This is a genomic window from Nocardia sp. NPDC059195 (assembly GCF_042754695.1).
Lineage (GTDB): Bacteria > Actinomycetota > Actinomycetes > Mycobacteriales > Mycobacteriaceae > Nocardia.
Genome location: NZ_JBHZBG010000039.1, coordinates 13,686 through 35,898 on the forward strand (window position 1 = coordinate 13,686; position 22,213 = coordinate 35,898).

Annotated in this window: 14 protein-coding genes; 5 read left to right on the plus strand and 9 right to left on the minus strand. The window is 66.2% G+C overall.

Annotated features, from left to right (window positions below):
• Positions 1 to 97: 97 nt before the first annotated feature.
• The 4 genes from ACFXKN_RS30890 to ACFXKN_RS30905 all read right to left on the minus strand — a co-directional run bounded on the left by ACFXKN_RS30890 (position 98) and on the right by ACFXKN_RS30905 (position 3,336).
• On the minus strand, positions 98 to 499 hold the full coding sequence (locus ACFXKN_RS30890) for a DUF302 domain-containing protein (RefSeq protein ID WP_378968998.1): 402 nt from the start codon (positions 497 to 499) through the stop codon (positions 98 to 100).
• Positions 500 to 533: 34 nt separating this feature from the next.
• Entirely contained in the window at positions 534 to 779 is a 246-nt protein-coding gene (locus tag ACFXKN_RS30895) for a DUF2892 domain-containing protein (RefSeq protein ID WP_379434361.1), read from the minus strand.
• 43 nt (positions 780 to 822) lie between these two features.
• The gene (locus tag ACFXKN_RS30900) at positions 823 to 1,092 is read right to left on the minus strand and encodes a metal-sensitive transcriptional regulator (protein ID WP_189027774.1); all 270 of its coding nucleotides are present in this window, start codon (positions 1,090 to 1,092) and stop codon (positions 823 to 825) included.
• Between the two features lie 84 nt (positions 1,093 to 1,176).
• Positions 1,177 to 3,336, minus strand: coding sequence for an MMPL family transporter (locus ACFXKN_RS30905; RefSeq protein WP_379434363.1), 2,160 nt, complete (start codon positions 3,334 to 3,336; stop codon positions 1,177 to 1,179).
• A 122-nt stretch (positions 3,337 to 3,458) separates the two neighbouring features.
• On the opposite strand from ACFXKN_RS30905, the gene ACFXKN_RS30910 reads away from it, so the two are divergent.
• Positions 3,459 to 5,087 carry an FAD-dependent oxidoreductase gene (locus ACFXKN_RS30910; RefSeq protein ID WP_379434365.1) on the plus strand — a complete coding sequence of 543 codons (1,629 nt, stop codon included), beginning with the start codon at positions 3,459 to 3,461 and terminating at the stop codon, positions 5,085 to 5,087.
• A 644-nt stretch (positions 5,088 to 5,731) separates the two neighbouring features.
• Positions 5,732 to 6,352 (plus strand): YdeI family protein, encoded by a 621-nt coding sequence (locus ACFXKN_RS30915; RefSeq protein ID WP_379434366.1) that lies wholly within the window; start codon positions 5,732 to 5,734, stop codon positions 6,350 to 6,352.
• A gap of 52 nt (positions 6,353 to 6,404) precedes the next feature.
• On the opposite strand, the gene ACFXKN_RS30920 is transcribed toward ACFXKN_RS30915, so the two are convergent.
• Entirely contained in the window at positions 6,405 to 7,778 is a 1,374-nt protein-coding gene (locus ACFXKN_RS30920; protein WP_378969030.1) for a cutinase family protein, read from the minus strand.
• Between the two features lie 272 nt (positions 7,779 to 8,050).
• Here ACFXKN_RS30920 and ACFXKN_RS30925 point away from each other — a divergent pair, with 272 nt between their 5' ends.
• Complete coding sequence (locus ACFXKN_RS30925) at positions 8,051 to 9,661, plus strand: GMC family oxidoreductase (protein ID WP_379434369.1); 1,611 nt, start codon at positions 8,051 to 8,053, stop codon at positions 9,659 to 9,661.
• A 42-nt stretch (positions 9,662 to 9,703) separates the two neighbouring features.
• On the opposite strand, the gene ACFXKN_RS30930 is transcribed toward ACFXKN_RS30925, so the two are convergent.
• From ACFXKN_RS30930 to ACFXKN_RS30940, 3 genes are all read right to left on the minus strand, one after another.
• Positions 9,704 to 16,861 carry an amino acid adenylation domain-containing protein gene (locus tag ACFXKN_RS30930; protein ID WP_379434371.1) on the minus strand — a complete coding sequence of 2,386 codons (7,158 nt, stop codon included), beginning with the start codon at positions 16,859 to 16,861 and terminating at the stop codon, positions 9,704 to 9,706.
• Between the two features lie 61 nt (positions 16,862 to 16,922).
• The gene (locus tag ACFXKN_RS30935; protein WP_378969059.1) at positions 16,923 to 17,621 is read right to left on the minus strand and encodes an aspartyl/asparaginyl beta-hydroxylase domain-containing protein; all 699 of its coding nucleotides are present in this window, start codon (positions 17,619 to 17,621) and stop codon (positions 16,923 to 16,925) included.
• Positions 17,622 to 17,704: 83 nt separating this feature from the next.
• Positions 17,705 to 18,325 (minus strand): hypothetical protein, encoded by a 621-nt coding sequence (locus ACFXKN_RS30940; protein ID WP_378969064.1) that lies wholly within the window; start codon positions 18,323 to 18,325, stop codon positions 17,705 to 17,707.
• A 295-nt stretch (positions 18,326 to 18,620) separates the two neighbouring features.
• Here ACFXKN_RS30940 and ACFXKN_RS30945 point away from each other — a divergent pair, with 295 nt between their 5' ends.
• Positions 18,621 to 19,229 carry a hypothetical protein gene (locus tag ACFXKN_RS30945; RefSeq protein WP_379434373.1) on the plus strand — a complete coding sequence of 203 codons (609 nt, stop codon included), beginning with the start codon at positions 18,621 to 18,623 and terminating at the stop codon, positions 19,227 to 19,229.
• 44 nt (positions 19,230 to 19,273) lie between these two features.
• Here the strand turns inward: ACFXKN_RS30945 and ACFXKN_RS30950 are convergent, their stop codons facing one another.
• Positions 19,274 to 20,548 carry a PucR family transcriptional regulator gene (locus tag ACFXKN_RS30950; protein ID WP_378969073.1) on the minus strand — a complete coding sequence of 425 codons (1,275 nt, stop codon included), beginning with the start codon at positions 20,546 to 20,548 and terminating at the stop codon, positions 19,274 to 19,276.
• Positions 20,549 to 20,709: 161 nt separating this feature from the next.
• Between ACFXKN_RS30950 and ACFXKN_RS30955 the strand changes: the two genes are divergently transcribed.
• Positions 20,710 to 22,152: a class I adenylate-forming enzyme family protein gene (locus ACFXKN_RS30955; RefSeq protein ID WP_378969080.1), complete on the plus strand. Its 1,443-nt coding sequence runs from the start codon at positions 20,710 to 20,712 to the stop codon at positions 22,150 to 22,152.
• Positions 22,153 to 22,213: the final 61 nt, after the last annotated feature.

Consider the following 22,213-nt stretch of genomic DNA (forward strand, 5'->3'; position numbering starts at 1 on the left):
CCCCGGTGACCCCGAAATGACCGCGCAGCACACGGACAGCAACGACGACCCGACGAATATCGTCACCGTGATCGGATCGGGTGGGACCGCGGCCGGGTCAGCGGGCACTCAGTGAGTCGATCGCCGCACGCAGTTTGGTCGCGGCCTCGGTGGCGATCGGGACGAGATCTGCTTCGCCAGTGACCTGGACCATGATGGCCGGGTTCATGGCCTCGATGATGACGGCATCCTCATTCGTCGGGTCGCGCCGAACAACGACATTGCACGGGAGCAGAAGCCCGATCTGCCGGTCGGCGCTGACGGCGGCGTGGGCGAGCGGTGGATTGCAGGCACCGAGGATGCGGTAGTCCTCGATGTCCTCGCCGATCTTGGCCTTCAGGGTAGCCTTCATGTCGATATCGGTGAGGATGCCGAATCCTTGCTCGGACAAGGCGGCCCGAGTCAGTTCGATGGCTTCATCGAAGGTCGTGTGGACAGTGGTGGACAGTGCGAGGCTCATGGTCACGATCCTTTCTGTTCGTGGATGTTCGGCGTCAGCGACGCGGTGTCGGGCAGCTTGCCGACGTGGTCGCAACGCCGGCTCGGCGGAGCAGCAGCGTCGCGGGGCACCAGCCGACGGCGCTGTAGAACAGTAGGTTCGCGCCGACGAAACCTGTGAAGATCAGCCACCACTGCGAGAATGTGGCCGCCAGCATGACGCTGATGAGTACGAAAGTGCCTGCGAGTAGCGGCACGAGGCGTTCGATCGACCAGCCGTGGTGCCTGGGGAGGTTCGGCATAGAATTGCGGTCCAATCATGATGCTCGCCTGTGTATTCCGTGATCAGGCGAGGGCGAGGAAGAGCTTTTCCAGCTCGGCTTCGGTCATCGGTTCCGAGCCGTCGGCGGTGTCGCCGGTGAGGCATTCCCGCAAGCCGGTTGCGACGATCTTGAATCCGGCGCGGTCGAGGGCGCGGGAGACGGCGGCGAGCTGCGTGACGACATCCTTGCAGTCACGGCCCTGCTCGATCATCGAGATGACGCCGGCGAGCTGTCCGTTCGCGCGGCGAAGGCGGTTGAGGACTTGGGCGATAGTCTCTTCGTTGCCGACCATGGGTGGTGCCTTTCGTCTGGTTCACCCAAGTATACCCCTGGGGGTATCCGCGGGCTCGCCGGTGGTGAGCGCGCGGATGTGATCTCAGTGGTGGGCGAAGCTGATGGAGGGGAGGGCCTTGCGCAGCCAGGCGGGCGACCACCACGCGGCATGGCCGGTCAAACGCAGCAGGACGGGCAGAAGCACCAGCCGGACCGCGAAGGCGTCGAGCAGCACCGCCACGCCGAGGATGATTCCCATCTCCTTGGGCGGCAGCGGCTCGGCGAATGCGAAGGTGAAGAACACCGCGACCATGACCGCCGCGGCGGCGAAGATCACCCGGCCGGAATGCGCCATCCCGTCGACCTGCGCGACCTTGGGGTCACCGGACCGTTCGTAGTGCTCCTTCGCGGTTGCCAGCAGGAACACCGTGTAGTCCATCGCGATGGCGAAGATCATCGCGAAGAAGAACACCGGCCCCCAGCCGTCGAGAAATCCTTGCGGAGTGAATCCGAGCATGCCCGCGCCATGGCCGTCCTGGAAGATCAGGCGGGCGACCCCGAACGCGGCAGCGGTCGACAGCAAGCTGACCACAGTGCCCAACACAGCGATCAACGGCGCCTGGAGCGCGATCAGCAACAGTGCGAAGCCCAGTACCAGGATTATTCCGACGATGATCGGCAGGTACTTGTCCAAGGCGTGCTGCAGATCCAGATTCTCGGCGGGTGCACCACCCGCCAGGGCGTCGGCGGGCATGGTGTCACGCAGATCGTCGAGAATGTCGCCCATCCGTTCGTCCGAAGGGTCGACATCGGGCAGTGCCTGCATCATGACCAGGCCGCTACCGTCGGCCGCGGGCTGAGCGGGGGTGACCATGATGATGCCGTCGATGCTCCGGGCGGCCTCGGCGACCGGTATGGCCTCGTCGGCCGGGGCGATGATCTGGATCATGCCCGGCGCGCCTTTACCCATGTGCGCCTGCACGAGTTCGTAGCCCTGCCGGACCGGTGCGTCCGTGGGGACGACCTGGATCGAGGGCATTGCCACCTTCAGCCCGATGACGGGAACCGACAGCGCGATCAACACGAGCAGCGCGCCGATAGCGAACGGCCACGGCTTGTCGTGCAGTAATTTTCCCCACGCCTCGAATCGCGGTGAACGATGCTGCTGGCGCTTGGCGTATGGCAACGCGCCCGCGTTGACCTTGCTGCCCAGAGCTCCCAGTGCCGCCGGCAGCAGCGTCATGGTGGCCAGCAGGACGAACGTCACCGCGAACATGATGCCGACGGCCATGGTGCGCACGGCCGGAGCCGGCACGATCAGCACGGCCGACAGGCTGACCAGAACCGTCAGCCCCGACAACACAACGGCCTTACCCGCGGTGTCCATGGTTTCGGCGACAGCCGCTCTGGAACTCGGTGCTGTGATGAGCGCGTCACGGAAACGCGCAACGATGAACAGTGCGTAGTCGATGCCGAGCGCGAGGGCGAACATCATGGCGAAGTTCATCGCCCACACCGAGATCGGGGTGACCTGGTTCAGCAGAACCAACCCACCCGCGGACGCGACCAGTCCGGCAAGGGTGAGCAGCAATGGCAGCCCGGCGGCGACCATAGATCCGAAGGCCAGCACCATGATCGCCAAAGTGACCGGCCACGAGAACATCTCGGCCTTGATCATGGCGTCGTGGTTGGCTTTGTTGAAGTCGCTCCACAGTGCCGAAGCGCCGGTCGGGTAGACATCGATTCCGTCGCCGGATATCGCGGCGAGCGCTTCCTTGTGCTCGTCGACGGCTTTGACCATGTCGTCGGTGGAGGCGTTCGCGCCGGCGATGAGGATGCCGGTGTGTCCGTCCGGGCTGATGGACATCCCGGGCTGCGGCGCGATCATCTCGCCGAAGCGGGCATCGCCCTCGAACACGTCGCCGATCTCGTCGAGCGCCTGCTGAACCTGTGGACTGTCGACGGTGTGGAGGTCGGAATGGACGACGACCTGCACCGCCGCCGACGAATTTCCGCCGAAGTGCTGCTGCGCCAGCTCGCGTACACGCACTGATTCCGAACCGTTCGCCTGCCAGCCCGCCCCGGCGAGCGAGTCGAACACGCTCGGTGCGGCGGAGCCGAGGGCGACCAGCAGCACGAGCCAGACTCCGACCACAATCCTGGACCGTCCGGCCATTGTCGCGCCGAGCTGGCCCAGGGCCCCACCTGATATGCCCGGCGGTTCCGGGCTTCGACCTGGGGAAACCGTCAGAGAGTCACTCATCACTTTTCCTTTCATACCCCTGGGGGTATATTGACTACCGAGACCAAGATACCCCCGGGGGTATGTAAACGGGAAGAGTGGCATGTGGCACACGCCGTGCCGAGACTGCTAGGAGGCGCGAGATGAGAGTTGTGATCGTTGGTGGGGTTGCCGGGGGAATGTCGGCAGCTACCCGCTTGCGCCGACTGAATGAATCGGCCGAGATCGTCGTTCTCGAGCGTGGCGATCATGTCTCGTTCGCGAACTGTGGGCTGCCCTACTACGTCGGCGGCGTCATCCCGAAACGGGAATCGCTGCTGCTGCAAACCCCGGAAGCGCTCGCCGCGCGGTTCCGCCTGGACGTGCGAGTGCGGCACGAGGTCGTCGCGGTGGATCCGGTCCGGCGGACAGTGACCGTCCACGAGTCGAACACGGGCCGGGAGTATGTCGAATCGTTCGATGAGCTGGTGCTGAGTACCGGCGCGTCAGCGGTCGTACCGCCCGTGCCGGGCGTGGGACGCGCACTGGTGTTGCGGGATATCGAGGATGTCGACCGGATCGCCGAGGCGGTGGCCGGCGTGCGTTCCGCCGTGGTCGTCGGGGCCGGTTTCATCGGCGTGGAGCTGGCCGAGAACCTGGTGCGCCGGGGAATCGCGACCACGGTGATCGAACGTGGCGCGCAGGTGCTGGGGCCACTCGATGTCGAGATGGCCGGACCGGTTGCCGCCGAAATGCGCAAGCACGGGATCGATCTGGAAGTGGGGGCGGAGGTCGCGAGTATCGATGCCGACACGGTCACACTTGCTGACGGGCGGGTCGTGCCGGCTGAACTGGTGGTGATGGCGATCGGCGTTCGCCCCGAAAGTGGCCTCGCTCGGGCAGCTGGAATCGACATCGGTTCCGGTGGTGGCATCGTGGTCGATGACCAGTTGCGGACGTCGGTGCCGCGGATCTACGCGGTCGGCGATGTGGTCGAGAAGAAGGACGCGGTGTCCGGTCTGTCGACTGTGGTGCCGCTGGCCAATGCGGCGAATCGCCAGGGTCGGCTCGCGGCCGACGCGATTGCCGGGCTGCCGGTCGTGGACCCGCCGGCCCAAGGCGCGGCGATCCTGGGCGTATTCGATCTCACTGCGGCGACGACCGGCTGGAGCGAGAAGCGGCTGCGGGCCGCCGGTCGCCCGTTCCGGGTTATACACACGCATCCGCTCTCACACGCGGGGTATTATCCGGACGCTCAGGCGATGTCGGTGAAACTACTGGTCGATCCTGAAACCGACCGGATTCTGGGCGCCCAGGCTGTCGGCGGTGAGGGTATCGACAAGCGCATCGACGTGCTGGCCACCGCGATGGCGGGCGGTATCACGGCGTCGAGGCTGATGGATTTGGAGCTGGCGTACGCGCCCGCTTTCGGGTCCGCGAAGGACCCGGTGAACATGCTCGGCTACATAGCCGACAACCTCCGCGCAGGCGTGCTTCGCACGGCGCAGTGGTACGAAGTCGACGACGCGATCGCCACCGGCGCGCAGGCGGTCGACGTACGAACCCCAGAAGAGTTCGCCGCGGGTTCGATCCCCGGCTCGCTCAACATTCCTCTCGATGAACTACGCGATCGCGCGAGCGAGATCCCGGATGGGTCTGTCCTGGTGTTCTGCCAGGTCGGCCAGCGTGGGAGCAGCGCCACGCGGCTGCTGACTCAGCTCGGGCGGGAAGCGGTGAATCTCGATGGTGGCTATCGAACCTGGCGCGATGCCACTGCCGAACAACATCGGTAGGTCTCGGTCCAGATCTAGCTGCTCCAACCGAAAGGAAGAATACGATGTGTCAACGGATCACCTGTCGCACCTGCGGCAAGCCCAGCTACAGCGGATGCGGTAGCCATGTCGAGCAGGTGCTCGGCAATGTGCCTGAGTCGCAACGCTGTTCGTGTGCAGCGGACGTGCCACTGCGGAGGTGGCGGATCTTTGGAGGCTGACAGCACCGACGGCGGCGGGGCTTCTTGCCCGGCTGTGCCGCCGAATCTGGTGGAGCTGCAGTGTCGCTGGTACTCCGACGACCCATGCTCGGGCCCATTCATCGATCGCCGGATCAACGATGAATTCCCAACTCCGCGCATCGAATTCCTCCCGTGTCCGCTGCCGGCGCCGGGAGTCCTCGGCGTAGTAGGCCTCGCGAAACGCCGCAGTCGAGCGGTCGACAATCCGGGAATTGCTGTGCGCCCTGTCTCGATCGTCCCAGCGCCGCTGAGGAGCGGTGCGCTTCAGATAGAGTTCGTAGCCGGAGGGCTCTTGCTTCATGCACGCACAGTACCGATGGTCAGTTTCCGCGAAGGGCCGTAGCGGAGGAGCACCATCGTCGCGACTAGATGGGAATCGGGCGATCAGACCGTGCAAGTTTTCGTTCTGAGCTGGGGGAACAAATGACCAATTCGGAATCATTGCCACCGGTCTCCGCCCACCCGCCAACGTGGAAGTTCGACTACCCGATCTTCCACGCTGAGACCCGGACACAGTGGCGGACTTGGCTGACGGACAACCACGCGTCAGGCCGAGGCGTGTGGCTGTGCTCCTGGCGCAACACCTCCGGCCGACCACGCTGCCCGTACCCCGAGGCCGTCGAGGAGGCCATCTGCTTTGGGTGGATCGACTCCACCAACACCATTCTCGACGAAGAGCGCGGCTTGCAGCTGTTCACGCCGCGTCGACCCAAAAGTTCCTGGACCCGGCTCAACCGCGAACGCGCAGCCGATATGGAGAAGGATGGCCATATGACCGACGCTGGTCGCGATGTCATTGCTGCCGCGAAAGCCAATGGCTGGTGGACGATTTCGGACCAAGTCGAAGATCTCGAGGAACCATCTGACTTGACGGCGGCGCTGGACCGGGACCCGCGAGCTCGAAGCAACTGGGACGGTTTTCCGCCGAGCGCCCGCAAGCAGATGCTGTGGTGGATCGTCAGCGCCGCTCGAGACGCGACACGGGAAGGTCGAATCGCACAAATCGTCACCGCAGCTGCCAACGGCCAACGCGCCCGCGGCTGAGTCACCCCGATTTGTCCGGAGATTTATCGGGGGTGACAGCAGCCTTCCACAGCTACGAGACGACCTGGGAGCTCAGGTAGCTCAGGAGGATTCGGACGTCGTCGCCGTAGTCGATGTGGGCGTCGGAGGCGTAGAAGTTGGCCATGTCCACGCCTTGGCGGCCCAGTTGGACGAGCTCATCGACGGTGGCGGGGTCGGTGATGCTGAGCAGGGTTCGGGTGGTCGCGTTGAGGTCGGCTCGGATGCCTGCGGCGATGGGGCTGAGCACGGAGCCGGTGAGGTCGGCGCCGGTGGCGGCCACGGTCGCCAGGTCGGCGGCGGCCGCGATGGGGTCGTTGCGATCGAGGGATTCGACTGCACGCCAAAGGATTTCCTGAATTCGGCCGACCCTGTCGGCGATGTTCAGAAAATCGATGTGCAGGAGGGCGTCGGCGATGACGCTGACGCCCGCCGTCCGACCGGAGGGGTCGACGGCGGCGGCCGCGCGGATGACCTGGGCGACCAGGGCTCGGTCTACGCCCGCGGCGGCCTGGACCAACGGAGCCAGGGCAACGTTCAGGGCCCGCGCGGTCCGGTGGGCACCGCGAATGTCACCCGCCATGATGAACTCCGGGAGGCGGGTGAGGTTGTCGAGAATGGTAGGCAGGTTCGCCGCGGTGGCGGTCCAGCCGGCGCCCATGGTGACGGCTTGAGCGATCAGGCTGCTGGGATCGGCCGTAGCGGGGATGAAGTTCGCGATCGGTGTGGGATCACCACTCAGGACCCTGCCCAACACGGCGAGGAACGGGGAGGTGGCGGCATCGAGGGAGCAGTACAGGTCGCCGTCGGCACACAGGGTGCGAACCCGGTCGGTCAACGCACCGAAATCCCGGCTTCGCGTTCCGGCTATGCCGTGGCCCGACTGCGGATTGCCCAGGGAGAGTGTGGTATTCGGATCGCGATGCGGATCGGCCAGCAGCCCGACACCGACCACCCGATCGGCATCGATGGGTCCGTCGCCATTGCCGATCTCGGTGGCCAGGTCGCCGATGCCGTCCGCGCCCTGGCTGTAGCCGGCGAGGACGACCCGCGTCGAGCTGCACAGGCCACGCAGCATCTGGCGCAAGCGGGACTCCAGGGTGCTCAGGGACTCCGCGTAGCTCAAGCCCTGGTCGAAAGCGCTTGCGGCATAGGGGACGTAGAGTGCCGTGAGGTCACCGCCGAACTGGCGTTGCAGGCCATCGCCGACGGGCCGGAGCGTGCCGACGGGCACCGTGGGATCGGCGTCCGGCGTGGTCTCCCAGGTCCCCGGCCCGAAAATTGCGGTGTACGGGGTGCAGGGCTGCGCGCCGGCGGTTTCCGCCCGCGCGACGCCGACCGCCGCAGTCCCGACCGCGACGACAGCGGCAACCAGCATCGCCGCGGCGGATCTCGACAACCTGTTCATCGTCCAATTCCTTTGTTGCCGAAGGGGAGTCGCGACGGTGCGGCAGGTGCTGACTCGCGCCGAACCGTCGTGGCCAATTCTCGCCACTCGCCGTCGGTTTCGCCGGAAATTTCAGACACAGTTTCATTTCAGATTTGGGTGCCGGGGACGCCGGGCCGCACGGTGACTCGGGACATCAACGCCATAGCTGAATCAGCAGTCGCGACCGGTGATCGGAGTCGGCGCGATACAATCCGGGTGTTGTTTGGGTCGACTCCCGAACGGAGAACAACGTGGCCGAGGCCGACTATGTCGTTGTCGGAGCGGGCAGCGCGGGCTGTGCGGTCGCGCGCAGGCTCGCCGAAAGCGGCGCGTCCGTGGTGTTGCTCGAAGCGGGTGGAGCGGACAACAAGGGCTGGGCCACGATGCTCTTCCGGATCCCTGGTGCGATCAACGTCATCCACTCGACGCCGCAGCTGAAGAAGCTGTTCGATTGGGGCGACAGGTCGACGCCGCAGCGCAATGCGCTCGACCGCGAGATCCCGATGACGCGCGGTCGGATACTCGGCGGATCGAGCTCGGTCAACGGGATGCTCTTCGTCCGGGGTAACAAGAAGAACTTCGACGACTGGGCCGCCGAAGGTTGTCAGGGGTGGGCCTACGAGGATGTCCTGCCGTATTTCAAGCGGATGGAGGACTGGGAGGACGGCGCGAGCGAATTGCGTGGGTCCGGCGGTCCGATCAAGGTCACTCGTCAGCACACCATTACCGACGCGGCCCGTGCGTTCATGGACGCCACCGCGACGCGCCTCGGCGTGCCGAAGCTCGACGACTACAACGGTCAGAGCCAGGAAGGCGTCGCGGTTTTTCAGCAGAGCGCCTCGAAAGGTCTGCGGTACTCCACATCCAAGGGCTACCTGCACGAAGATCCGTTGCCCAATCTCACCGTGCTCACGGAGACGACGGTGACGAAAGTCGTCATCGAAGGCTCTCGCGCGACCGGTGTGGAAATCCTGGTCAACGGTGGCAAGCAGGTGATCGGAGCGTCGCGCGAGGTCGTCGTATCGGCCGGCGCGTATGGGTCGCCGCAGATTCTGCAGCTGTCCGGGATCGGCCCGGCCGCGCACCTGAAGGAGCACGGCATCGCCGTCAACGCGGATTTGCCGGTTGGCGACAATCTGCACGACCACCTCTTCGTCCCCGTCTCGTTCAAGATGAACTCAGCGTTGCGCAAGCCGACGGCGCCGTACTTCATGCGTGGACTGGCGGCTGAACGGGTTCGTCCGGGTTCGTCGTGGGCGGCTGGTTCCTCCTTCGAATCAGTCGCGTTCGTGCGCACCTCGCATGCGCGCGAGATCCCCGACCTGCAACTACTCAGCCTGTACTGGGTATATCCGTCGCCGAATCAGGACTCCGGCAAGCGAGTCGTTCCGGCTACTAAAAAGCCAGGTCAAAGTGTTTTCCCGGCGCTCATCTACCCGGAGAGCCGGGGGACTGTTCGGTTGGCCTCAGCGGATCCGACGGCCGCACCACTCATCGATCCGGCCTATCTGACGGCGCCCAAGGACACCGAGGTGCTGCTGGAGGGCATCGACATGGTCCGCGAGATCATGGCGGGAACCGGCGACAACGAGGGCGAACTCGTTCCGGGTGCGAAATTCGCCGACGAAGCAGCAATGCGCGAGGAGCTCCCGAATCGCATCCACACCGTCTATCACCCGGTCGGGTCGGTCCGGATGGGTGTCGACGAGCGGGCGGTCGTTGATCCGCAGCTTCGAGTGCGCGGAATCGACGGACTGCGGGTCGCTGACGCGTCGATCATGCCGAGCGTGACAGGTGGCAACACCAACGCGCCCACCATCATGATCGGCGAGCGATGCGCGGACCTGATCCTGAACGGCTGAGGTTCAGCGCTGGTTACACGGCAGGAACGTGCAGGTAGTGAATCAGTCCGGCGTGGACCCGTGATCGTCGAGTCGGTCGGCCAATCCGGCGGGCGTGGGATGCAGGAACATCAGGTGTAAGGGGATGTCCCGATCGAGTTTTGCTTCGAGCGCGGCCACCGATCGGGTCGCGGACAGCGAATCCCCGCCCAGGGCGAAGAAGCTGTCGTCGACCCCGACCCGGTCCGCCCCGAGGATCTGCGCGAACACGCCGGCCACGATCTCTTCCATCGGTGTCGACGGCGCCCGGAACCGGGTATCCGCCTGACCTACTGCGTGCTCGGCCGCGTTCCGGTTACCGAGCATTGAAGGTCGGTCGGTGCCGTCGAAGAGTTCGATGGCACCGACGGGTAGGTCTGGATCAGTGGTGAGGGTGTCGAGGACCCGGACGAGGCAGTCGGCGAAGCTGCGCACCGTCGCCGGGACGAACAGGTCGGGGAGGTATTTGAGGGTCAGGTGCAGCCGGGTGTCGACGAACACCGTGAGGCTGAGGGGGTAGTGGGTGGCGTCGTGGCCGGTCACGTCGACAATCTGGATGTCGGCGACGTCGGTGGTCTCGAGCAGTCCGACCCTGTCGATCGGGTAGGACTCGAACACGGTCAGGGTGTCGAAGAAGGCGGCGGGGCCGGCTGCGTGTTGGATCTCGCTCAATCCGAGATAGTGATGTCCGAGCAGCGCGACCTGCTCGGTCTGGACCCGGTCGAGCAATCTGCCGAGGGTTTCGCGGTAATCGAGGGCGATCCGGACCGGCACCGTGTTGATGAACAACCCGATCATCTCCTCGATGCCGCGGATCTGCGGGGGGCGCCCCGACACGGTGGCACCGAACACCACGTCGTGGCGTGCGGTCAGGGCCGCGAGCACGACACCCCAGGCAGTCTGGATGACGGTGTTCACGGTGACTCCCCGCTCGCGGGCGAGCGCCTCGAGCCGGTGGGTCTGCGGTTCGGTCAAGGCGAGGTGGATGTCGCAAGGGATCGCCGACAACTGTCTGCCCCGGTCGGCGGGAGCGAGCAGCGTTGGCTCCTCGAGTCCGGCCAGGGCCGCCGCCCACACGGTCCGCGACGCGTCCGGGTCCTGCCTGTTCAGCCAGGCCAGGTAGTCCCGGTACGGGTACACCGTCGGCAGCAGTGCGGGATCCCCGCCGGTGCTGTAGAGGTTCAGTAGCTCCCTCAGTAGCAGTGGGTTGGACCAGCCATCGAGCAGGATGTGATGGTTGGTCCATATCAGTCGGTGCTCGTCCGGGGCGGTGGTGACGAACCGCAGCCGCAGCAGCGGGGCGGTCGCCATGTCGAACCGGACACCCCGATCCGCGGTGAGAATCCGGTCGAGTTCCCGCTCCCTGCTACTTACCTCGAACCCGGTCAGGTCGATCTCGTGCAGCGGCACCTCGACACGGTCCGGCACAACTTGCACGAATGTTCCGTCCGGATCCTGGGTGAATGCGGCCCGCAGGTTCGGGTGACGCTCGAGAAGCGCCTGCACTGCCGCCCGCAGCCGACCCGAATCCAGGGGGCCGTGAACGTGGAGTACCAGCTGTACCAGATAGGCGTCGACGGACTGGACCGCCAGCAGCGCCTGGAACAGCAACCCGCCCTGCAGCGGCGTCACCGGCCATACCTCGACCAGCCCGGGGAACCGCGCCTCTAGCGCCTCGATCGCCGACTGCTCGAGGTGTACCAGCGGGAAGTCCGACGGGGTGTGCCCACCGGACCCGGCTGCGGCCGCGTGCACGGTCACCGCGGTTGCCGCCCGGCCCCACACCCCGGCCAGATCGGCGACCTCGTCGGAGGTGAGGATTCCGGTCGGGAACGAGAAGCGCGCCCGCAGTCGGAGACCATCCGGAGTGTCGGTGACGATCGCGTTGATGTCGAGTACCGCGGCCGCGGGCAGTTCCGGGTCCGGTGAGGCGGTGAGTTCACCGAGCTCGTCCGCCGGGGTCCAGCCCGTCCCGCGCAGCTGCTCGGGTACCTCCGCGATCCGGCCCAGATAGTTGAACCCGATCTGCGGGGCGGGCAGTTGTCGCAGCGTCTGGCCGGTGTCGGTGTTGAGGTAACGCAGCAGCCCGAAGCCGATGCCGTGATCCGGGATTGCGAGGAGTTGTTCCTTGACCGCTTTGATCGCCGTCCCGGCGGCCGCGCCCCCAGCCAGGGCATCGACTACGTCGATCCCGGACAGGTCCACTCGCACCGGGCACATCGTGGTGAACCAGCCCACGGTCCGCGACAGGTCCGCGCCCGGAACCACCTGCTCCTGCCTGCCGTGCCCCTCCAAGCTGATCAGCGTCTCGCGGGTATCGACGTCCCGATCGAGCCGCCACGTCGTCAGCGCCAGCGCCAGCGCCGCCACCAGCCCGTCGTTGACTGTGCCGTGGAACTTACCGGGCACCGTGGTCAGCAGTGTCTCGGTCACCTCGGCCGGCAGATCGATGGTGACCGTGTCGACCGTCGATGCCAGATCCACCGCCGGATCCAGTCGCCGCGACCCCAGCACCGGATCAGGGCCGGTGAGCATGCCTGTCCAGAGCTCGAGTTCCGCGACCCGCTCCCTGCTGTGCGCGGCCTCGACCAGCCCGTGCGCCCATCGGCGCATGGAGGTGCCGACCAGGGCCGACTCCGGCTCCGCTGCTGCCGTGATCCGGGACCAAGCGGCCGCGAGAGCGGGGATCAGGATCCGCCACGACACCCCGTCGACCACGCTATGGTGTGCCACCAGCAACACCCGGCCACCCGAAGTGGCTGCATCACCAGCGGTTTCGGGATCGAACCACACGATCTGCAGCATCACCCCGCCTGCCGGGTCCAGTCGGCCCGTCGCCGCGTCCAGCTCGGTGGCGAGGGTCGCGGCGAACGCTGCCCCGGTTGCGGATTCGACCGATACCCGACGGATCAATCGGTCCGCCGGCACCGACCCGGCCGGCCGTACCCGCACTACCCAGCCGATCCCGGCTCCCGGGTCCGGGCGAAGCGTCGCGCGGAGCATGTCGTGCCGGTCGAGCACCGCCCGCACCGTGCGAGCCAGTGTGTCCCCGTCGAGCCCGGTCGGCGCGTGCAGCAGCACCGCCTGCGAGAACCGGTCGAAACCGGTGCCGCGGTCGAGCAGCCATCCCAGGATCGGGGTCAGCGCCACCTCGCCGACCCCGCCACCGGCAAGTTCCGCGGGCACCGGGCACACCCCGCCGCCCGGCACGGCGACCCTGGCGAGCGCGGCCGCGGTCCGATGCTCGAATACCTCCCGCACGGTGAACATCAACCCCGCCGCCTTCGCTCGCGTCACCACCTGGATCGACATGATCGAATCCCCGCCCAGAGCGAAGAAGCTGTCATCGACTCCGACCTGATCCACCCCGAGGACCTGTGCGAACACACCGGCCACGATCTCTTCCCCCGGTGTCGACGGCGCCCGGAACCGGGTTCCCGCCGCGGTGAAATCCGGGGCAGGCAACGCGCCCCGATCCAGCTTTCCGGCCGGAGACAGCGGGAACTCGTCGAGCACCACCACCGCCGCAGGCATCATGTGATCCGGTAACCACTGCCTCAGCGAGGTTTTCACCGCATCCACGGCCACCACCGCACCGAGTTCGGGGACGACGTACCCGATCAGGCGGTCCCCGGTCCCGTCGTCGCGGACGATCACCACCGCCTGCGCGACCGAGTCGCATCGCAGCAATGCCGCCTCGACCTCGCCGAGCTCGATTCGGTAGCCATGGACCTTCACTTGGAAATCGGTGCGCCCCACCCACTGGAGCTGCCCGTCCCGGGTCCACCGCACCCGGTCTCCGGTCCGATATGTTCGCTCACCGGGCTGTCCGCGTGGGTCCGCCACGAACCGGACCGCCGTCGATCCCGGATGCCGGTGATAGCCCCGCGCCAATTGCACTCCCGACACATACAACTCGCCGACCACTCCCACCGGCACCGGCCGTAACCGGTCATCGAGGACATAAACCCGGGTGTTCCACACCGGCACACCGATCGGCACTGCGTCGGAATCCGCAGCGGTCACCTCGTGGAACGTCACGTCCACCGCCACCTCGGTGGGTCCGTAGAGATTGTGTACTGCCCCGGCGGGCATCCGCTGCCGTACCTGCTGCGCCACCGGCGCCGGCAAAGCCTCGCCCGACGCGAACAGGTACCGCAGCGTCGGCAACTCCCCGACCGACTCGGCGCCGAACGCAGCCAACAACGACGGTACGAAATGCACCGTCGTCACCCGTTCGGTGTCGATGATCCGCGTCAGGTACGTCGGGTCCCGATGCCCGTGCGGTGCCGCGATCACCAATCGCGCTCCGGTGTGCAGTGGCCAGAACAATTCCCACACCGACACGTCGAAGGTGATCGGCGTTTTCTGCAAGACCACGTCGGTGTGGTCGAGCCGATACTCGGCCTGCGCCCACACCAAGCGGTTCACGATCGAGGCGTGGCTCAGTGCCACGCCCTTCGGCGCCCCGGTGGAGCCGGAGGTGAAGATCACGTACGCGGTGTTTCCCGGCCGCAGTGGCGAGATTCGGTCCGTATCCGAGAGCGGCGCAGTCGAATACCCCGAGACATCGAGGGTGTCGACGGCCAGGACAGGTCTGTTCCCCGCCATCGCGATCCTGTCCGGTTCGCTGGTGAGCACACAGACCGGATCGGCCGTGTCGAGAAGATAGGACAACCGCTCAGCGGGCTGATCCGGGTCGACCGGCACATACCCTCCGCCCGCCCCGAGGACCGCGTACACGCCGACAACCATGTCGATCGACCGCCGCATCCCCACGGCGACCAAGGTCTCCGGTCCCACACCTTCGACAACCAGTCTGCGGGCGAGTTGGTTGACCCGCCTACCGAATTCGGCATAGGACAAGCGTTCGTCCTCGAACACCACCGCGATGTTTTCCGGCGTGCGCACGACCTGCGCGGAGAACATGGACACCAACGTCAGACCGTCGCCGACGGCATGGTTGGTGGCATTCCACTCACCGAGTACCCATTGCCTGTCGGTGCCATCGAGGAGTTCGATGGCACCGACAGGTAGGTCTGGATCGGCGGTGAGGGTGTCGAGGACCCGCACAAGGCAGTCAGCGAAGCTGCGCACCGTCGCCGGGACGAACAAGTCTGTCGCATAGGTGAATCCAGCCGCGATGCCCGCCGGTGCACCATCCTCGTCGAACCGCTCGGCCAGGGTCAGCCGCAGATCGATCTGTGCGGTTCCCGGATCCACCCCGGCCATCTCGATCTGAAGTCCCGGTAACTCCAGGACCGGTCGGCTGGTGTTCCAGCCGTCGATGGCCGCTCGAAACAAGGGTGCGTGCGCTGTCGACCGGACCGGCTCGAGCTCCGAGACCACTCGTTCGAACGGCACTTCCGCATGGGCGAACGCGCCCAGATCAGCGTCGCGGACCAGCTCGAGCAGTTCCCTGAACGAGGTGGCATCGCGTACCGGGGTGCGCAATACCAGCGTATTGACGAACGTCCCAACCGCCCCCTCGTCGAGGATGGCCTCCCTACGCACCGCCGTGCCGACCGCGATGTCGGAGCTGCCGCACAACCGCGACAAAAGCACCGCGAACCCCGCGTGCACGGTCATGAACACACTCGCCTGGTACTCCCGCGCCATGGCCTCGATCCGCCGATGCACGTCGGCGCCGATCGAGAACTCGTACCGCTCACGCCGCGGCGATCGTTGCGCTGAGCGGGGCCGGTCGGTCGGCAACGCCGATACGGGCATAGTGGCAAGTGCACGCCGCCAGTAGTTCAAATCAGAGGCCTGCCTCTGCAGGCGTACTCCCACGCGTGCAGTGGTTGCGTGGATCGTCCCTACCGCGGTGTCGGCGTCCGCCGCGATGAACTCCTCGAGTAGGTCGACGATCTGCGTGTGCTGAGTGCGTACCGCGTCGTCTCGGTAGCGATGTGGATTCGCACGGATTTCGACGACGGTCTTCGCCGGTGTCCCAGTCTGGTACACAGTGATCAGTCGATCTCCGACCGGACCCCGGCTGAGGACGTGAACGTGCCCGACGATCGGGCCGACCTTGATTTCAGAGTGAAAGAGCATCACGTTCACCTGCGGCACCGAGAATCGAGCCGCGGTGCCGGTAACCCCGGCATTGCGGCGGATATCCTCGATGCTGCAGCCCTGGTGACGCAGCGCGCCGATCAACTCGCCCTGTACTCGCCGCACGAGCTCGCCGACCGAGTCCTCGGGCCGCACGTGCAGCCGCAGGGGCACGATGTTGGCGAGCATGCCGCCGGAACGACGCAGCGCAGCGGTCGTTCGCCCGGAGACCGGGATGCTGACCAGGATCTCGTCGGTGCCTGCCATCCGGGACAGGTAACAGGCGATTCCGGCGAGAGCCACGGCTGCCGACGTCGCACCGAACCGGCTCGCGGAGTCCTCGAGACGCGCGGCTGTGGTGTCTGACAGCGGCAGGCTCTCGACGATGTTTCGGACAGCATCAGGAACCATCTCGTGTTCCGGTGTGCCCCAGTCCGACAGGCCCGCGATCCGCTCCGCCCAGTACTCCCGATCGGCGGAGAACCGGCTGGAGCCGCGGTACTTCCGATTCAGCTCGAACAGGGTACGCAGATCCATCGCCTTGTTCGGCCCGGCGTCCCGGCCCTCGACTGCGGCCGTGTAGAGCTCGGCGGCTCGACGGAACATCGCCGCCGCACCGAAACCGTCCAACGCGATGTGGTGAACCCTTGCGTACCACAGGTAATCGGAGTTGCCGACCTGCAAGATCGAGATCGCGCCCAAGCGATCAGCAAGAAGGTCGAACGGTGCCGCACAGTCCCGCCGCATCCAGTGATGTGCCGCCGCAACCGGGTCGCGCTCGTCGCGGAAATCGATGAAGGCCATCGTGGCATCGAGCGATTGGTCAACGATTTGGAACGGCCGACCATCAATCTCGATCAGGCGAAGAAAGGCCGACTGGAACTCGCGACCGGCAACCACGGATCTCTCGCGAAGGAGCTCGGGATCCAGTTCTCCGTGCAATTCCACATAGTGGGCCATGCAGAACGGCACCTCAGGTGCGAGTTGCTGGGCGAACCAGATCCCATATTGGGCCGGCGAGAGCGGAAAAGCTCCGGGCGGTACTTCCTCGGCGTGAAAGCTGGGCCGCACGCGCTGCTGCGGGTGTTCAGAATTCGAGGCAAACCATTTTTCGAGGAATACCATTCAGGAAAGTCTCCTCCAGTCGGCTCGCCGAGTCGAGCTTCCTGTCAGACGATGTCGCTCCTCAGCGGAGGTTCTTCACGAGACCCCGGCCGTACAGGTAGCGGATGAACACGCTGACCAGCCGGTTCAGGGATTGGAAGGGGAGCGGCAGCGGGCGCAGCACGTCGACGATGAGGACCACGCGCAGATCATCCGCGTCGTTGTGGACCTCGTGCTCCCAGCTGTCGTCGAAGAGGATGCTTTCCCGCTCGCGCCAGGTATGCGTGATGTCCTTGACCCGGATACTCGGTGGATTGCGGGCCGGCACGACCAGCGGCAGGTGATAACGCAGGTAGCCGCGATAGGGCCCGCAATGGGCCGGGATCGATTTGCCACCTTCCAGGATGGAGAAGAAGGCCTGGAACAAGCCGGGAATGCCGTCGATCACCACACAGGTCCGCGGGCAGCGCTGCCGGTTGCCTGCCGGCTTCTCGCCCATCGCGTACAGAAGGAACACCTTCCAGCGATGCGGCGTCGACGAGGAAATGCGCGTCTGCGCGGCGTCGACCTCGTGATATTCCGGCAGTTCCTGCCAGTCCGACAGCAGTGGTATGAGCTCGGCGCGAATGCTGTCGGCATTGCGGTCGATCTCCCGCAGCGCCGGGTAGGTCTTGTCGATGTCGAAGAACACCTCGCGGTGGCGCCCGCCGACATGCAGGTCGAGCGCAGCGTTGACGCATCGCAGCGGCAGTTGACTGAGCGCGAACAGCATCGGATGCATGCGGCGAGTTTATGGCGCGATGAACCAGGTGCGAAGGGCCGTCCCGGCGCGTCAGCCGCACGCGCGTAGCAGGTCTACGACACTCAGCGCGAGCTGACGCAGACCACGTAGCGGCGCTGGTCGTAGACGACACCGCGGTCGCCCGCCGTGCAGAAGTTGACGTCCGTGGTGTCGTGTCGGACCTCGAGCACGCGGAGCCGACCAGGAACGGGGGCAGTGCATTCCACGTGCCTGACCCCGCCACCGGCCAGATCGATGCAGCCGCCGACTGTCCAATCGATGTCGAGGCAGAGGGTCTCGTCCACGCCGCCAGGAAGCGTCCGAGTTTGTGAGCGGTCGACGTCGCCCGGACACTGGCCGCCCGCGGACGCCAATTCCGTCACCTTGTAGTGAGAATTGGTGCCACCACACGCGGCCTGCTGAATGTCGGCCGAGCTCGCACCCAAATTCACGCAATCGCCGACACTGAGATCCACCCGGGGAATCCGAGTCACCGACTTACTCAGTGTGGATGCGACACCGCCGGGTAGCTCGGTATAACTACCCAGCGGCTGGGTTGCCGAAACCTCGGTCAGCGAAGTTGTTGCGGCAGAGTCATTGTCGGGCGGTCCGGACACCCGCGCACTGAACCCCGCGATGACGGAAAGCGCACCGTAGAAGGTCCCTGCCAGGGCAAACACCGCCACCACCGACACGCCAGCCACGGCTAAGTTCTTCCGACGCGCCATCTGTGTTGTCCCTACTCATCCGCTGGACGTCCCGACCGACACCCCACTTGTCTGACAGTTCTTACACGCCCGCATACGGGCGTGTCGAATTGTGAATCCGCATCTTTTTACAGCGAAAAGTTGGTCCATCGCCCAATTCGACAGGGATCACTATCCGACGAAAAAGGGTGCTAGGGTCTGCCCGATCTCACTCGCGGACAACAAGGTTCGTGCCCGACAGCGGCACACCGATCGGCCGCGCAGTCTTCGTCATGCGTAAAGGAAATCCCTGATGAATCTCGGTCACTTCCCTGTCACCGCGCTTGTGGTCGGTACCGCCGTCTGGATCAGCGCGGGGGCCGCCGCCGCGCAGCCGGTGGCGCCGACTCCCCAGGGCGTCACCGCGTCCGGGGTCGACCAGTCCGTGCACTACGAGGCCACCCTCACCGAGTTCTCCCGCGTGCTGACCACCGTCGCCGGCGGCACCTTCACCACCACCGACGACAACGCCGCGGTCACCCTCACCTCCGACTCCGGCGCCGTGGTTACCCGTATCCCGCTCACCTACCAGGTCTCCGGCACGACAATGCGGGTGGCGCAGACGATCTCCGACAACGGTCACCACCTCGTCCTCGCCCCGCAGGCGAGCGCCACCGAGATCGGCGAGATACAGACCATCAGCCCGATGTCCCAGCTGACGAACGAGATCAACCGCAACGTCGTCGGCGTGGTCGCCGGTGGCATCCTCGGCGGGCTCATCGGCACCGTGCTCGGCTTCGGCTTCCTCAGCATCGTCACCGGCCCCGTCGGACTGGTCCTCGGCGCGATCGCCGGCGGCTATGCCATGGGCGGACAGCCCTTCCTCGACGCCGTCACCGCCGTAGTCAGCGGTCAACCCTGACCCACACGAAAGGGCGGCGCTGCCGCACTCTGCCGGGTGCGATGTCAGGTTGCGTCGTCCGCTTTCGTCTCGGCCGAGGTGCGAGGGACTCGGCGGTGGTCGCCAGGAGGTATTCCCAGTTGGGCGCAGGTCAGCAGGGCCACCTCGATGTCGAGCCTGCGCTCACTGATGGGATGGCCGAGTAGCTCCTCGGCTCGGCGCACCCGGTAGTGGACGGTGTTCTTGTGGACGTGCAGCCGGGCGGCGGCGTCGGTGTAGCTGCCGCGGGCGTCGAGGAACGCGCGAACGGTCTCGCGTAGCCGTACGGCCGTGTCGTCGGTGCCCATCAGCGCGCCGAGTACGCGCCCGGCCCATCTCTGTATCTCGGGGACCCGGTCGGCGAACAAGGCCGCCAATGCCACGTCGGAATAGACGGTCAGTCCGTGCCCCCGCACGGTCAGCGCGACGGCACGGGCCTGCTGTGCGTCGCGGAAGGTCTGGCGAAATCCTTCGAGCCCGGTCGCTGGATCACCCAGGGTGACGGACAGATTCGGATGGGCACGCAGGTCGCGGGCGAGCTGTTCGGTGTCGAGCACCGGTCGTGCCACCGACGAGATCCACACCCACCGGTTGTGATCATCGACCTCGACGGTCATCGGTGTCTTGCCGGTCGCGGCCGCCAATAGGGCAGTGCCCGCGCGCAGGGGCGCCCGTGGATCGCGGGTTCCGGGCGGTGTCCACAGCATCGCGAACTGGTGCCAGCCACGCAGGGAGGCCGACAGCATCTGCTCGGCCGAGCTCACATCCAGGTCGTCGGCGTCGACGACAGCGCGTACCTGCGCGGCGCGGGCGGCGTCGGTGCGCGCGTCCCAGCGGCGGCGTTCGCTCTCGTAGATGTCGATCAAGCCCTCGATCACCTGGTCGATATAGCTGTTGACCAGATCGGCGATGCGTGCGGCGGTGGCCAGCGCGACGTCGGTGGCCGGGTTCAGCTCGGCCAGCAGCGCCATCGTCCACTGGACGAACATGTTCTCGCCGAGCCGATAGGCGCGCAGCATCGCCTCGAGCGCCAGGTCGTGCTGGGCGAAGCGGCGGGCGTACTCGGCGGCGGCCGGTGGGACGGTGATGTCGTCGAGGCCGATGGCCAGGGTGAGAATGTCCAGGATCGCGGAGAGGTTGGACTCGGTGCTGGCCACCATCAGCCTGCGAACTTCGTCGTCGTGCCGGAATTCGGGGATGACCTCGGTGAACATCGTGGTCATGCGTGGTGAAAGGTGGTCCAGGTCGGCTTTGATCCGGCCCGCCACCGCACGCACCAGTAGATCGTTGTCGTGGGCCATGGCCGCAGACAGTACCCCCGGCTCTCGGCTGTGTGGCGGTGTTTGTGCTCGTGGCACAACACCGCGCCGCAACGCTGGGCCGCGGGCCCGTAGTCGGCGGCGAATCCGCGTCCTACCGTGAGTGATGTAACTCAGATCACATTCACTACCGGTGAGGAATCATGCGACACATCGCCGAATTGCCCGAGGCCAGAGCCGCTGCCGACCCGCACGGTCACTGCATCGCCGACGACACCGACTCATTGTCGAACGCGCAGTTCCGCGCTCGGGTCGACACCGCCGCCTCGGTCTTGCACCGCGCGGGGGTGCGGCCCGACGACGTCGTCGCGGTCATGCTGCCCAACCGGGTTGACCTCGTGGTTGCCCTGTTCGCGGCCTGGCGGCTCGGCGCCGCGGTCACTCCCGTGAATCCCGGGCTCACCGACGACGACATCCGGTTCCAGATCGAGGACTCGGGCGCCGAAGTAGTCATCGGCGAACCCGGCAGGGCCGCAGTCACTCTCGACGTCGCGGCACTATCGCAGCATGCGGGCATGATCGCCGCGGCCACATCGGCCGACGGCCTGGCGTTGATCATCTACACCAGCGGCACCACGGGCAAGCCCAAGGGGGTGCTACTCGGCCACGAGAATCTCGCCGCCATGTGCGCGATGATCATCGACTCGATCGGTCTGCACGAGACCGACCACAGCCTGCTGATCCTGCCGCTGTTCCACGTCAACGGCATCGTGGTCAGTGTGCTGTCGCCACTGCTGGCCGGCGGGCGCGCCACCATCGCCGGGAAGTTCTCCGCCTCCGGGTTCTTCGACACGGTCGAAGGGGTCCGGCCCACCTATTTCTCCGCGGTGCCGGCCATCTACGCGATGCTGGTGGCCCAGCCCGAAGGTCCCCGCCCCGACAGTTCCTCGTTGCGCTTGGCGATCTGCGGTGCCGCGCCTATGCCCGCTGAGCTCATCGCCCGGTTCGAGCAGCGCTTCGATGTGCCGATCGTCGAGGGTTACGGTCTGTCCGAGGGGACCTGCGCGTCGACTCTCAATCCGCCAGCGGGCCAACGGAAGCCGGGCACTGTCGGGCTGCCGCTGCCCGGCCAGACGGTGGCGATCATGGGTGCCGACGGCGCGCTGTCGGCACCCGGTGAACCCGGTGAGGTCGTCGTTCGCGGGGCGAATGTGATGCGCGGCTATCTCGGCAAGCCGACGGAAACCGCCGAAACCGTGGTGGACGGCTGGCTGCACACCGGCGACGTCGGCTATTTCGACGACGACGGCTACCTGGTCCTGGTCGACCGGATCAAGGACATGATCATCCGCGCCGGCGAGAACCTCTACCCCAAGGAGATCGAGAACGCGCTCTACCGGCATCCGGCCGTCCACGAAGCCGCGGTGGTGGGCGTGCCCGATGCCGTGCTGGGCGAGGTGCCGGTCGCCCACGTGGTGACCGCGCCACAGGCCACGGTCACCGTCGAAGAGCTGACCCAGCACTGCCGTGCCGAGCTCGCCGCGTTCAAGGTCCCCGCCGCGATCGTGTTGACCGAGGAGATGCCGCGTAATCCGGTGGGCAAGATCGACAAGAGGCAGCTGCGGGTCATGGCCGTACGCGTCTGAGCTGTTCTGCACCGCAACTCAATTCGAACGAAGGACCACCTTTCGGTCGCGGTCGCTCGCG

Bases quoted from the DNA above. Each gene is read 5' to 3' on its own strand.
- ACFXKN_RS30955 (WP_378969080.1), top strand. From the start codon at position 20,710: ATGCGACACATCGCCGAATTGCCCGAGGCCAGAGCCGCTGCCGACCCG.
- ACFXKN_RS30900 (WP_189027774.1), bottom strand. From the start codon at position 1,092: ATGGTCGGCAACGAAGAGACTATCGCCCAAGTCCTCAACCGCCTTCGC.
- ACFXKN_RS30920 (WP_378969030.1), bottom strand. From the start codon at position 7,778: ATGAACAGGTTGTCGAGATCCGCCGCGGCGATGCTGGTTGCCGCTGTC.
- ACFXKN_RS30950 (WP_378969073.1), bottom strand. From the start codon at position 20,548: ATGGCCCACGACAACGATCTACTGGTGCGTGCGGTGGCGGGCCGGATC.
- ACFXKN_RS30895 (WP_379434361.1), bottom strand. From the start codon at position 779: ATGCCGAACCTCCCCAGGCACCACGGCTGGTCGATCGAACGCCTCGTG.
- ACFXKN_RS30890 (WP_378968998.1), bottom strand. From the start codon at position 499: ATGAGCCTCGCACTGTCCACCACTGTCCACACGACCTTCGATGAAGCC.
- ACFXKN_RS30930 (WP_379434371.1), bottom strand. From the start codon at position 16,861: ATGGTATTCCTCGAAAAATGGTTTGCCTCGAATTCTGAACACCCGCAG.
- ACFXKN_RS30915 (WP_379434366.1), top strand. From the start codon at position 5,732: ATGACCAATTCGGAATCATTGCCACCGGTCTCCGCCCACCCGCCAACG.
- ACFXKN_RS30935 (WP_378969059.1), bottom strand. From the start codon at position 17,621: ATGCATCCGATGCTGTTCGCGCTCAGTCAACTGCCGCTGCGATGCGTC.
- ACFXKN_RS30945 (WP_379434373.1), top strand. From the start codon at position 18,621: ATGAATCTCGGTCACTTCCCTGTCACCGCGCTTGTGGTCGGTACCGCC.
- ACFXKN_RS30905 (WP_379434363.1), bottom strand. From the start codon at position 3,336: ATGAGTGACTCTCTGACGGTTTCCCCAGGTCGAAGCCCGGAACCGCCG.
- ACFXKN_RS30910 (WP_379434365.1), top strand. From the start codon at position 3,459: ATGAGAGTTGTGATCGTTGGTGGGGTTGCCGGGGGAATGTCGGCAGCT.